Genomic DNA, 13,661 nt, shown 5'->3' with positions numbered 1-13,661 from the left:
ATAATAATAACGCACAACGTATAGTGTATTGTGGATAAAACCCAAAAACCATTGCAGTAGCGCTTTTTTTTTGCTATTATATATTTGTTTTCACTCGTGGATAATTATTTAATCATTACTTTTTATCCACATGCTGTGGGTAACTCTGTGGACATCTTTTATTTTCTGTTTATGAGTTTGTCCACAATCTGTTCGTAATTCTTATTTTGACGTTTTTCTACTATATTATATAATCTTCCACATTATTTGTGAATTTAATATTTATGCACTTCTATCCATCAGGGTGAGCAAAGGTTATACAGTGCTGTATTTGCAGATGGAAAAGTGCCCGATGAACCAGTTTCAATACAAAGTAGAGAGGTTTTAACGATTTTTATCTGAAATCGTCGAATCTATTTTTATGGTCAAAACTGCGTTCATTATTTTTTTAAAACTATTTTAGTAACCATTACATATAATTTTTTTGTATTGGGTAAAGGGGGGAACAGTTTTTTGGAGAACCTTCAAGACTTATGGGATCGTTCTTTAGCAACAATGGAGGCTAAAGTCAGTAAGCCAAGCTTTGAAACATGGTTAAAGGCTACTAAGGCTACTGATATTAAAGATGACACAATCACAATTACTGCTCCAAATGAATTTGCTAGAGACTGGCTTGAAAATCGTTATTCTGAATTAATTTCAGAAACATTACTAGATATAACAGGTACAAGATTAGACGTAAAATTTGTCATTCCTCAAAATCAGTTAGAAGACGAATTTATGATCGAACAGGAGATTAAAAAAGTTCCAAAAGAAACAGTGCAACTAAACGGTGATATACCAAAAAGTATGTTAAATCCAAAGTATACGTTTGACACTTTTGTTATTGGTTCTGGTAACCGCTTTGCTCATGCTGCTTCTTTAGCCGTTGCAGAAGCACCGGCTAAAGCTTACAATCCTCTATTTATCTATGGGGGAGTTGGTTTAGGAAAAACCCATTTAATGCACGCGATTGGTCACTATGTAATTGACCATAATCCAAACGCAAAAGTGGTTTATCTTTCATCAGAAAAATTTACAAATGAATTCATTAATGCTATTCGTGATAATAAAGCAGTTAATTTTCGAAATAAATATCGCAACGTAGATGTACTTCTTATTGATGATATTCAATTTTTAGCTGGAAAAGAACAAACACAAGAGGAGTTTTTTCACACATTTAATGCTCTTCACGAGGAATCAAAACAAATTGTTATTTCGAGTGATCGGCCTCCTAAGGAGATTCCAACACTAGAGGACAGGCTTCGTTCTCGATTTGAATGGGGTTTAATTACTGATATTACGCCACCAGACTTAGAAACAAGAATTGCCATTTTGCGTAAAAAAGCAAAGGCTGAAAACTTAGATATACCAAATGAAGTCATGCTGTATATTGCCAATCAAATAGATACAAATATACGAGAATTAGAAGGAGCTCTTATACGAGTAGTCGCCTTCTCTTCTCTCATAAATCAAGATATGAATGCAGATTTAGCTGCTGAAGCTTTAAAAGATATCATTCCAAACTCCAAACCGAAAATTTTAACGATAGTTGACATTCAAAAAGCAGTAAGTGAGCACTACAGTGTTAAGCTAGACGAATTTAAAGCAAAAAAGCGCACAAAAGCTGTAGCATTTCCTAGACAGATTGCAATGTATCTATCAAGAGAATTAACTGATTCTTCCTTGCCTAAAATAGGTAGTGAGTTTGGTGGCCGCGATCATACAACCGTCATCCATGCTCACGAAAAAATCTCAAAAATGCTTGGAACGGACCACGAACTACAACAAAAAGTCAAAGAAATAATAGAACAATTACGTAGTTAACCAACTAATACCTGTGTATATCTTCCTTAAGTCTATGCACACATTATCCACATGTGTATAGGCTTAATTTATTAGGGATTACTTCCCTTATCCACAAATCCACAGGCCCTACTACTATTACTATAAAAATAAAAATATAATTATAAAGGTGATTTATATGCATTTTGTTATTAATAGAGACCAGTTTGTCCATAGTGTTCAGCACGTGTCTAAAGCCGTTTCATCTAGAACTACAATTCCTATTTTAACTGGTATAAAAATAGTTGCTGATAAAGATGGTGTCACGTTAACAGGAAGTGATTCAAATATTTCAATTGAAAGCTTTATTCCAGCTGAAGAAGAAGATAAAGAATTAGTGAAAATAATGGAACCCGGAAGTATTGTTTTACAAGCGAAATTCTTTACTGAAATAGTAAAGAAATTACCTGGAGACCAAATAGAAGTTGTTGTACAAGACCAATTTGCAACGACATTACGCTCAGGTTCAGCAGTTTTTAATCTAAATGGTTTGGATCCAGAGGAATATCCTCGACTTCCACAAATTGAAGAACAAAATATCATAAGAGTTCCTCAAGACCTTTTAAAAAATATGATCCGTCAAACAGTATTTGCGGTGTCCACTCAGGAAACACGTCCGGTGTTGACAGGTGTAAACTTAGAGATTGAGAATAGCGAGTTAATCTGTACTGCAACAGATAGTCATCGTCTGGCAATGCGAAAAGCAGTTGTTGAAACAAATGATCCGGAATTAACATTTAGTAACGTAGTAATCCCTGGAAAAAGTTTAAATGAGTTAAGTAAAGTGGTAGAAGACTCAAATGAGTTAATAGATGTAGTCGTAACAGAAAGTCAGGTTCTTTTTAAACTAAAGAATTTATTATTCTTTTCTAGACTGCTTGATGGAAAATACCCGGTTACGAAAAATATGATCCCGAGTAATTCAAAGACAGATTTCGTTATTAAGACAAAACCATTTCTACAAACATTGGAAAGAGCCTTGTTACTTTCGAAAGAAGGAAAAAACAATGTTATTAATTTAAAAACATTGGAAGATGGATTGATTGAGATTACTTCGATTACACCAGAAGTAGGAAAAGTAACTGAAAAAATTCAAAGTGAAAAAGCTAATGGTGAGGAACTTCGTATTTCTTTTAATGGAAAAAATATCATTGATGCATTGAAGGTTGTTGATTGCGAAGAAGTTCATATTACATTTACAGGTGCGATGAGCCCATTTGTCCTTCATCCTACAGAGCATGATTACACGTTACATCTTTTCTCACCAGTTCGAACGTACTAGGAATTGGAAGGAATGTAGTTTAGGGTACTGTGAGAAAGCTGCCAGATTAATGTCTCTGGTAGCTTTTCTTGTCGTTAGTATTGGCTATCTGGCAAGAGTCTAGTACAATAGAGAATAAAGATTAAAACATTGAACGTTTTTGTACGAATCATTTCGTAAGAATGTTCAGGTGAGGAGAACGGTTTAAAGTAGCACAACATAATTGCGTTCTAAAGAGAACGTTATATTGTGCTGTTTTCATTGAATATTGTGTTGTGTATGAGGAAAACAGTTTCTAGCAAGTAGTATGGTGATTATTACTGACTAAGAAGTGAACGGTATTACCGTGTTTCTTTTATTAACACTTATAAGAAAGTGAGAGGATCATTGATGCGATCAGTAGAAATTACAACAGAGTATATTACTCTCGGACAACTTCTGAAGGAGATTGGGGCTATCGATACTGGTGGAATGGCAAAGTGGTTTTTGTCAGAACACACAGTATTTTTAAACGGTGAACAAGAACAACGAAGAGGTAAGAAGCTGTACGTTGGAGATGAATTAGAGATAGAGAACGTTGGTAAAGTTGCTATTTCTTCTAAGTAATAAGGGGGATTCCCTTTGTATATTAAAGAGCTATATATAAAAAGCTTCCGTAATTATGAAGAGGCAGCGATTACCTTTGATAATTGCGTTAATGTAATTATGGGTGAAAATGCTCAAGGAAAAACAAACATAGTTGAATCTATTTATTTGCTAGCTATGTCAAAATCCCACCGTACATCGAAGGATAAAGAATTGATTGGTTGGGAAAAGGATTTTGCAAGAATACAAGGAAAAGTAGAAAGAAGAAATGGACCTATATCCCTTGAATTAATTGTGGCTACAAAAGGGAAAAAGGTAAAATTAAATGGATTAGAGCAAAGGAAGCTTAGTGAGTATATTGGCGCGATGAATGTAGTGATGTTTGCCCCAGAGGATTTAAATTTAGTGAAAGGGAGTCCACAAATCAGAAGAAGGTTTATTGATATGGAAATTGGCCAGATAAACCCAATGTATTTGTACAACCTTGCTATCTACCAGAAAATCCTGTTGCAAAGAAACCATCTACTAAAAGAGTTACAGCGTCAAGGGAAAAATAGGATGATGCTAGAAATCCTTACTTCACAGCTAATAGATGCTGCTGTGAAGGTTGTCCAAAAGCGTTTCCAGTTTGTTCAAACCTTAGAGGAATGGGCCAAACCGATACACGAAGAAATTAGCAGAGGAAAAGAAATACTAAATATTCAATATAAACCTTCTTTGGACGTATCAGAGACGATGGATTTGTCGAAACTAGAAGAAGCATATAACGAGGCATTTAGTAAGCTGACGGAAAAAGAAATCCAAAGAGGTACAACATTACTAGGCCCTCATAGAGACGATCTCCTCTTTTTTATCAACGATAAGGATGTACAAACGTTTGGCTCACAAGGTCAACAACGGACAACCGCCTTATCAGTCAAAATGGCAGAACTAGAGTTAATAAAGTCAAAAATAGGTGAGTACCCTATTCTTCTGCTTGATGATGTTCTCTCTGAACTTGATGATTTCAGACAATCACACCTCCTTAATACAATTCAAGGCAAGGTACAAACGTTTGTAACTACGACGAGTGTCGAAGGAATTGACCATAAAACACTTAACGAGGCATCTACCTATAAAGTGGAACAAGGGACGATTACGAAACTGAAATGAGGTGGCCATTTGTTTATTCATTTAGGCGGAGATACCGTTATTAGGTCGAAAGATGTCATTGCGATTTTAAACAGTAACATGAAAGATTCATCCAGTATCACAAATGAATTTCTAACAATTCATGAAAAGAAGGAACTTGTCGTGATGATATCCGAGGAAATGACAAAGTCAATGGTCGTAACAAAGGATAAGATTTATTACTCTCCAATTTCCTCTGTTACGTTAAAACGAAGGGCTTCCATGGTTTCAGAGTTAGAAGGCTACGGAGAAACAGATGTTTATTAAAGTTTTATTTTGATATGGAGTAATAAGAGGTTGGATCCCTTTTAAGTCTAAATTTAGATAGTTCCTCAGTAGAAAAGTTACACTGTATCAGAGCTATTATTTTTTAAAAACTATAAAAATATTGTGCGACAAGCACTGAAAATAGAAGTGAAGGTGAAGAAATTGACTAGCCAACAACATTCTTACGATGAAAGTCAAATTCAAGTCCTTGAAGGATTAGAAGCTGTACGTAAACGCCCAGGTATGTATATAGGTTCAACGAGTAGTCGGGGCTTACACCACTTAGTATGGGAAATTGTTGATAATAGTATTGATGAAGCAATGGCAGGTTACTGTGATACAATTTCTATCTCAATTGAAGAGGATAATAGTATTACAGTTGAAGATAATGGTCGTGGTATCCCTGTTGGTATTCATGAAAAAATGGGTCGCCCTGCTGTTGAGGTTATCATGACTGTCCTCCATGCAGGTGGGAAATTTGGTGGTGGTGGATACAAAGTTTCCGGTGGACTTCATGGTGTAGGTGCTTCAGTAGTAAACGCCCTTTCGACGATGTTAGAAGTAAATGTTCACCGTGATGGTAAGGTCTATCACCAAGAATATAACCGAGGTATACCGAAAAACGATTTAACAGTTGTGGGAGATTCTGAAAAACGTGGTACTGTTATTCATTTTAAACCAGACGAAGAGATTTTTACGGAAACAACTGTCTATGAATTCGATATCCTTTCGACAAGATTACGTGAATTAGCATTCTTAAACCGTGGGTTAACGATTAAAATTGGTGATAAACGCCCTGATGGAAAATCAGCAACGTATTTTTATGAAGGTGGTATTGCGTCATTCGTAGAGCATTTAAACCGTTCAAAAGAAGCGTTACATGAAACTCCGATCCACATTGAAGGAGAAAAAGATGGTCTTACTGTAGAAGTGGCTGTTCAATACAATGACGGTTATACAAGCAATATTTATTCTTTTGCTAATAACATTAACACCCATGAAGGTGGTACACATGAGTCTGGTTTTAAAACTGGCTTAACTCGTGTGATTAATGATTACGCACGAAAAAACAATCTATTCAAAGAAAGTGACCCGAATCTAACAGGTGAAGATGTTAGGGAAGGATTAACAGCTATAATCTCTGTAAAAATTCCTGAACCGCAATTTGAAGGACAAACAAAAACAAAATTAGGAAACAGTGAAGCAAGAACGATTACAGATTCACTATTTTCCGAGTGCTTTTCACGATTCTTAATCGAAAATCCAACAGTCGCTAAGAAAATTGTTGAAAAAGGATTAATGGCTTCAAGAGCAAGAGAAGCAGCAAAGAAAGCCCGTGAGTTAACACGTAGAAAAAGTGCATTAGAAGTTAGCTCGTTACCAGGTAAATTAGCAGATTGTTCATCTAAAGATGCTTCTATAAGTGAAATTTATATCGTAGAGGGTGACTCTGCCGGAGGTTCGGCGAAGCAAGGACGGGATCGTCATTTCCAAGCGATTCTTCCATTACGAGGAAAAATTATTAATGTAGAAAAAGCTAGATTAGATAAAATCCTTGCCAATAACGAAATTAGGGCGATTATTACAGCTCTAGGTACAGGGATTGGTGATGACTTTAATATAGAAAAAGCAAGATATCATAAAATTATTATTATGACGGATGCCGATGTAGATGGAGCCCATATTCGTACGCTAATACTTACGTTCTTCTACCGTTATATGCGACCTTTAATTGAAAAGGGCTATATCTATATTGCTCAGCCCCCTCTTTATAAGGTTCAACAAGGAAGAGATATTCAATATGCCTATAACGATAAAGAATTAGATACTATAATGGCTGATCTTTCTGATAAATCAAAGGTTGGCGTTCAGCGTTATAAAGGTTTAGGAGAAATGAACCCTACTCAGCTTTGGGAAACAACAATGGATCCAGATACAAGAACGTTATTACAAGTCACCCTAGAAGATGCTATGAAAGCGGATGAAATCTTTGATATTCTGATGGGAGACCGTGTTGAACCTCGTAGAGACTTTATTCAAGAAAATGCACACTACGTAAAGAATTTAGATATTTAAGAGTTTGTTTAAACTCTTTAAGAGCATAAATAGTTAGAACCGTTAGGGAATATGGAGGTTTTCTAGATGGCAGATCAGGATCAATCTAGAGTCAAAGAAATAAATATTAGTCAGGAAATGAAATCATCGTTTATGGATTATGCGATGAGTGTAATTGTTAGTCGTGCTTTACCAGATGCTCGTGATGGTTTAAAGCCTGTTCATCGTCGTATTTTATTTGCAATGAATGAACTAGGGATGACGGCAGATAAAGTATATAAAAAGTCAGCACGTATCGTTGGGGAAGTAATTGGGAAGTACCATCCACATGGTGATTCCGCAGTTTATGAAACGATGGTTCGTATGGCTCAAGATTTCAGCTATCGTTATATGCTCGTAGATGGACATGGAAATTTCGGTTCAGTCGATGGTGACGCAGCAGCAGCGATGCGTTATACGGAAGCAAAAATGTCGAAAATTTCAATGGAAATTGTTCGGGATATAAACAAAGATACAATTGATTATCAAGATAACTATGATGGTTCAGAGCGTGAGCCGATCGTAATGCCAGCTCGCTTTCCAAATCTATTAGTAAATGGTGCATCAGGGATTGCTGTTGGGATGGCAACTAATATTCCACCCCATCAATTAGGAGAAGTAATTGATGGAGTATTAGCGTTAAGTGAAAACCCTGATATTAGTGTACCTGAATTAATGGAGTTTATTCCGGGTCCAGATTTTCCAACGGGTGCTGAAATTTTAGGGCGTTCAGGCATTCGAAAGGCATATCTAACAGGGCGTGGCTCAATTACACTAAGAGCCAAAACGCATATTGAAGAAATGGCAAATGGAAAACAAAAGATTATCGTTACTGAAATTCCATATCAAGTAAATAAAGCAAAACTTATTGAAAAAATAGCAGAACTTGTTCGTGAAAAGAAAATTGATGGAATTACAGATTTACGAGATGAATCAGACCGTAATGGAATGAGAATTGTCATTGAAGTACGAAAGGATGCGAATTCAAACGTACTTCTTAATAACTTATATAAACAAACAGCACTACAAACAGGCTTTGGTATTAATATGCTCGCTTTAGTAGATGGGCAACCAAAAGTTCTTGACTTAAAAGAGTGTCTATATCATTATCTAGAGCATCAAAAGGTAGTTATCAAACGTAGAACAGCTTTTGAATTAAGAAAAGCAGAGGCAAGAGCTCACATCTTAGAAGGGTTACGTATTGCCCTTGACCATTTGGATGAAGTTATCTCATTAATTCGTGGTTCAGCAACAACTGATATTGCTAGGAATGGCTTAATGGAGCGTTTCTCTTTAAGTTATGAGCAGGCTCAAGCTATTTTAGACATGCGTCTTCAGAGATTAACAGGCTTAGAAAGAGATAAAATTGAAGCTGAGTATGCAGAGCTTATAGCTAAGATATCTGAATTAAAAGCAATTTTAGCAAGTGAAGAAAGAGTTCTTGAAATCATTAGAACAGAGCTTATAGAAATTAAAGAGAAGTTCGATGATGAACGTCGTACGATGATTACGATGGGAGAAGATCATCTTGAGGATGAGGATTTAATTCCACGTACAAATATCGTCATTACTCTTACTCACAATGGCTATATTAAGAGAATGCCTGTATCAACATACCGTAGTCAAAAACGTGGAGGTAAAGGGATTCAAGGGATGGGGACAAATGATAATGATTTTGTTCAACACTTATTTACAACAAATTCTCATCATACAATCCTGTTCTTCACAAATAAAGGTAAGGTATATCGCTTAAAAGGCTATGAAATTCCTGAACTAGGTCGTACTGCAAAAGGGATTCCAATTATTAATCTTCTTCAAATTGAACCTGGTGAATTTGTAAGTACTGTTATTCCAATTGAGGAATTCCATGATGACCATTACCTATTCTTTATGACGAAGCAAGGTATTTGTAAGCGTTCTGCTCTATCGGCATTTGCTAATATCCGTAAGGGTGGATTATTTGCTATTAACTTAAGAGATGATGATGAACTTCATGGAGTACGTCTAACAGATGGTAACCAAGAAATAATCGTCGGAACTAAGCATGGGGTAGCAATTAGATTCCACGAAACAGACGTTCGTCTTATGGGTAGAACAGCAACAGGAGTGAAAGGAATTACCCTGTCTGATACAAACTGTGTTGTTGGAATGGACATTATAGAAGAGGGTCATGATGTCTTTATTGTAACTGAAAAAGGTTATGGAAAGCGTACGCCAATAGAGGAATATCGAATTCAACAACGTGGTGGTAAAGGGATAAAAACATGTAACATCACAGATAAAAATGGTCCACTTGTATCATTAAAGATTGTATCTAATGATCACGATTTAATGATTATTACAGCAAGTGGTGTCATCATTCGCCTACATGTAACAGAAATATCAACAATGGGACGCTCAACGCAAGGGGTAACTCTAATTAGAGTGAATGATGGTGAAGAGGTATCAACTGTTGCTAGAGTCGATATTGAAGATGAAGAATTAGACATTGAAGATGATATAAGTGAAAATGAAAATGAAGAACTAGAAGATAGTGAATTAGATAATAAATCTGATAATGATTCAGAAGAATAAATTGAAAGACTTGGCATTTAGCCAAGTCTTTCTGTTATTAACTACTCAAACAAAATTTGGCAGAATACTTTTTAAAGATGTATCAGTCACGTATAATAGTATTATCAACACAAAAGAGGGGTAACTAGGATGAGAGTGAATCGTAAGCAATTGATAGAAGGATGTATCTTAAAACAAGATATTAAACTATTAACTGGTCAACCGATTATGAAAAAGAAAACAGTACTAAACGACGAGCTTATAAAAGTTCTAGATGCTTTTTTAGTTCAGGATGTAGTTGTAGAAGAGAAGTTAGTGACTGGTGAAGCGTTTCATCCTCCTGAATTTGTGGAAGATGAGGAGAAAGAGGAATCTATTCAAGAAGAGTCGTTTATTGACTTGTATTTAAAGGCTGTCCAAATTTACAAAAGTGAATTTTTAGATTGGCAAGCAGGTAAAAAAGTAAACTTTCTTGAGATGAGGAGTATACTTTTACCTTTGTTTGACAAAGTCATAGAGAAACCTAGTGATATTTTAGCTTTGCACCATTATTGTTCAAAAGATGAGTATCTCTATCATCATGCTGTATCCGTGGCAGTGTTGGCCTCTTTTATTGGAAGAAAGCTTAATTTTACTAGAGGTGAGTGGATCCAGATAGGAATTGCAGGAGCGATGGCTGATAGTGGAATGGCGAAGGTACCTGTAGGGATTTTAAATAAAAAAGGTACATTAACATCATACGAATATGAAGAAGTGAAAAAGCATCCAATTTACAGCTACAAAATGTTAAAAGGGGTAACAGGGGTAACTGAAAATGTTTTAAGAGCTGTATTACAGCATCATGAAAGAGAAGATGGAAGTGGCTATCCACTAGGGACAAACGGAAAGAAAATTCATGCCTTTAGTCAAATTGTAGCGGTAGCAGATGTTTATCATGCTATGTCCTCTGAACGAAAATACCGTACTAAGCAATCACCATATCGTGTACTTGAGTCAATTTCAAAGGACCATTTCGGTAAGTTCCAGCATAGTGTTGTTCATACGTTGTTGAATGGTTTACTTAATTTTTCTATTGGAACAAAAGTACGTTTAACGAATGGAGAAGAAGGGGAAATCATCTTTGTAAATCAACAAGAGCCAACAAGACCAATGGTGAAATTGTTAAATACGGAAGTGATTTTACCATTAGCAAATGAAAAACAAATTCATATTGAGGAAGTCATTGTAGAGTAAAGTTGTATTTTATATAATATTTTGCTATAGTGACTAAAGTTGAAATTTAAGTATTATCTGGTCTTAAACTTTTTTGATTAAAAGTGTTGACATGTTTTTCTTCTAGTGATATATTATTACAAGCCGCTGAAACACGAGTGACAAGTTGTTCTTTGAAAACTGAACAAGACAAAAGCCAAGCGTAAAAGAGATGTAAACACATCTCGTTAATTTTCTCGATTTTTTAAAATCGAAACGTCACGTTTGTGACAGTGAGCTAGTGTTACAACGCTAACGCGTTATAACTCACACTTTCTACGGAGAGTTTGATCCTGGCTCAGGACGAACGCTGGCGGCGTGCCTAATACATGCAAGTCGAGCGGACTGAAGGGAGCTTGCTCCCGGACGTTAGCGGCGGACGGGTGAGTAACACGTAGGCAACCTGCCTTGTAGACTGGGATAACTTCGGGAAACCGGAGCTAATACCGGATGTTAGATAATTCGCGCATGCGTGTTATCTTAAAGTTGGCCTCGGCTAACACTACAAGATGGGCCTGCGGCGCATTAGCTAGTTGGTAAGGTAGTGGCTTACCAAGGCGACGATGCGTAGCCGACCTGAGAGGGTGATCGGCCACACTGGGACTGAGACACGGCCCAGACTCCTACGGGAGGCAGCAGTAGGGAATCTTCCGCAATGGACGAAAGTCTGACGGAGCAACGCCGCGTGAGCGATGAAGGCCTTCGGGTCGTAAAGCTCTGTTGTTAGGGAAGAACAAGTGCCGTTCAAATAGGGCGGCACCTTGACGGTACCTAACCAGAAAGCCACGGCTAACTACGTGCCAGCAGCCGCGGTAATACGTAGGTGGCAAGCGTTGTCCGGAATTATTGGGCGTAAAGCGCGCGCAGGCGGTCTTTTAAGTCTGATGTGAAAGCCCACGGCTCAACCGTGGAGGGTCATTGGAAACTGGGAGACTTGAGTACAGAAGAGGAGAGTGGAATTCCACGTGTAGCGGTGAAATGCGTAGATATGTGGAGGAACACCAGTGGCGAAGGCGACTCTCTGGTCTGTAACTGACGCTGAGGCGCGAAAGCGTGGGGAGCAAACAGGATTAGATACCCTGGTAGTCCACGCCGTAAACGATGAGTGCTAGGTGTTAGGGGTTTCGATGCCCTTAGTGCCGAAGTTAACACATTAAGCACTCCGCCTGGGGAGTACGGCCGCAAGGCTGAAACTCAAAGGAATTGACGGGGGCCCGCACAAGCGGTGGAGCATGTGGTTTAATTCGAAGCAACGCGAAGAACCTTACCAGGTCTTGACATCCTTTGACCACCCTAGAGATAGGGCTTTCCCCTTCGGGGGACAAAGTGACAGGTGGTGCATGGTTGTCGTCAGCTCGTGTCGTGAGATGTTGGGTTAAGTCCCGCAACGAGCGCAACCCTTGATCTTAGTTGCCAGCATTCAGTTGGGCACTCTAAGGTGACTGCCGGTGACAAACCGGAGGAAGGTGGGGATGACGTCAAATCATCATGCCCCTTATGACCTGGGCTACACACGTGCTACAATGGATGGTACAAAGGGCAGCGAAACCGCGAGGTTGAGCCAATCCCATAAAGCCATTCTCAGTTCGGATTGTAGGCTGCAACTCGCCTACATGAAGCCGGAATCGCTAGTAATCGCGGATCAGCATGCCGCGGTGAATACGTTCCCGGGCCTTGTACACACCGCCCGTCACACCACGAGAGTTTGTAACACCCGAAGTCGGTGGGGTAACCTTTTGGAGCCAGCCGCCTAAGGTGGGACAGATGATTGGGGTGAAGTCGTAACAAGGTAGCCGTATCGGAAGGTGCGGCTGGATCACCTCCTTTCTATGGAGTATTTAACTCTAGTCGACGGACTTCACATTATGTGTTGTTCGACGCTTCGGACTTTTGTCGTTCAGTTTTGAGAGAATAAATCTCTCAACAAATACTTGCTCCTGCGTCTACATGCGAATGCTACGAAGTTAGCTTCCTCGTCGCATGGCTGCAAGGAAGGTTACTCAATGTAGAGGCCATGTTCTTTGAAAACTAGATAGTGATTTATATATGCAACGAATATAATTTGATTGATTTTATTGATTGAGTTTATTCGAGAAAGTCAAGAATTCAATTCGACGAACCTTTTAAGGTTTTAATTAGCAATTCATAATTGATAATTAGTAATTATGTTTTGTCATGGTTAAGCTAGAAAGGGCGCACGGTGGATGCCTTGGCACTAGGAGCCGATGAAGGACGGGACGAACACCGATATGCTTCGGGGAGCTGTAAGTAAGCTTTGATCCGGAGATTTCCGAATGGGGGAACCCACCATCCGTAATGGGATGGTACCCATACCTGAATACATAGGGTATGTGGAGGTAGACCTGGGGAACTGAAACATCTAAGTACCCAGAGGAAGAGAAAGCAAATGCGATTTCCTGAGTAGCGGCGAGCGAAACGGAATATAGCCCAAACCAAGAGGCTTGCCTCTTGGGGTTGTAGGACACTCTATACGGAGTAAGAAAGAAACGAAGTAGATGAAGCGACCTGGAAAGGTCCGCGAAACAAGGTAACAGCCCTGTAGTCGAAACTTCGTTTCCTCCAGAGTGGATCCTGAGTACGGCGGGACACGTGAAAC

8 protein-coding genes, 1 rRNA gene and 1 other annotated feature (1 of these 10 cut by a window edge) are annotated in these 13,661 nt (G+C 38.3%); all 9 genes read left to right on the top strand.

Features of this window, described 5'->3' with window-relative positions:
* Nucleotides 1-492 precede the first annotated feature (492 nt).
* The 9 genes from dnaA (at nt 493) to CD003_RS19160 (ending at nt 12,871) form a co-directional block, all read left to right on the top strand.
* A complete protein-coding gene (gene dnaA, locus CD003_RS19200) occupies nt 493-1,845 on the top strand; it encodes a chromosomal replication initiator protein DnaA (RefSeq protein WP_096202881.1) in 1,353 nt (450 codons plus the stop codon).
* A 157-nt stretch (nt 1,846-2,002) separates the two neighbouring features.
* Nucleotides 2,003-3,145 carry a DNA polymerase III subunit beta gene (dnaN, locus tag CD003_RS19195; protein ID WP_096202880.1) on the top strand — a complete coding sequence of 381 codons (1,143 nt, stop codon included), beginning with the start codon at nt 2,003-2,005 and terminating at the stop codon, nt 3,143-3,145.
* A gap of 369 nt (nt 3,146-3,514) precedes the next feature.
* Nucleotides 3,515-3,730, top strand: coding sequence for a S4 domain-containing protein YaaA (yaaA, locus tag CD003_RS19190; RefSeq protein WP_096202879.1), 216 nt, complete (start codon nt 3,515-3,517; stop codon nt 3,728-3,730).
* Nucleotides 3,731-3,745: 15 nt separating this feature from the next.
* Nucleotides 3,746-4,861 (top strand): DNA replication/repair protein RecF, encoded by a 1,116-nt coding sequence (gene recF / locus CD003_RS19185; protein ID WP_096202878.1) that lies wholly within the window; start codon nt 3,746-3,748, stop codon nt 4,859-4,861.
* Nucleotides 4,862-4,870: 9 nt separating this feature from the next.
* Nucleotides 4,871-5,146, top strand: a complete 276-nt coding sequence (gene remB, locus CD003_RS19180) for an extracellular matrix regulator RemB (RefSeq protein WP_096202877.1) — start codon at nt 4,871-4,873, stop codon at nt 5,144-5,146.
* 162 nt (nt 5,147-5,308) lie between these two features.
* Nucleotides 5,309-7,222, top strand: coding sequence for a DNA topoisomerase (ATP-hydrolyzing) subunit B (gene gyrB / locus CD003_RS19175; RefSeq protein ID WP_179295629.1), 1,914 nt, complete (start codon nt 5,309-5,311; stop codon nt 7,220-7,222).
* A 66-nt stretch (nt 7,223-7,288) separates the two neighbouring features.
* Nucleotides 7,289-9,814, top strand: a complete 2,526-nt coding sequence (gene gyrA, locus CD003_RS19170) for a DNA gyrase subunit A (protein WP_096202875.1) — start codon at nt 7,289-7,291, stop codon at nt 9,812-9,814.
* 129 nt (nt 9,815-9,943) lie between these two features.
* The gene (locus tag CD003_RS19165) at nt 9,944-11,026 is read left to right on the top strand and encodes an HD-GYP domain-containing protein (protein WP_096202874.1); all 1,083 of its coding nucleotides are present in this window, start codon (nt 9,944-9,946) and stop codon (nt 11,024-11,026) included.
* A 293-nt stretch (nt 11,027-11,319) separates the two neighbouring features.
* A 16S ribosomal RNA gene (locus CD003_RS19160) occupies nt 11,320-12,871 on the top strand.
* 350 nt (nt 12,872-13,221) lie between these two features.
* Nucleotides 13,222-13,661 (top strand) — a sequence feature (mutual gap in cmsearch alignment for this rRNA model is longer than 100); it runs 2,307 nt beyond the window's last position.

It is taken from the genome of Bacillus sp. FJAT-45350 (genome assembly GCF_002335805.1).
Classification (GTDB): Bacteria; Bacillota; Bacilli; order Bacillales; family NISU01; genus FJAT-45350.
Note: the sequence above shows the minus strand (reverse complement) of the source record. Positions and strands in the feature narration are given on the sequence as shown.

Coding starts and splice junctions, on each gene's coding strand:
- dnaN (WP_096202880.1), top strand. CDS start 2,003: ATGCATTTTGTTATTAATAGAGACCAGTTTGTCCATAGTGTTCAGCAC.
- gyrA (WP_096202875.1), top strand. CDS start 7,289: ATGGCAGATCAGGATCAATCTAGAGTCAAAGAAATAAATATTAGTCAG.
- CD003_RS19165 (WP_096202874.1), top strand. CDS start 9,944: ATGAGAGTGAATCGTAAGCAATTGATAGAAGGATGTATCTTAAAACAA.
- yaaA (WP_096202879.1), top strand. CDS start 3,515: ATGCGATCAGTAGAAATTACAACAGAGTATATTACTCTCGGACAACTT.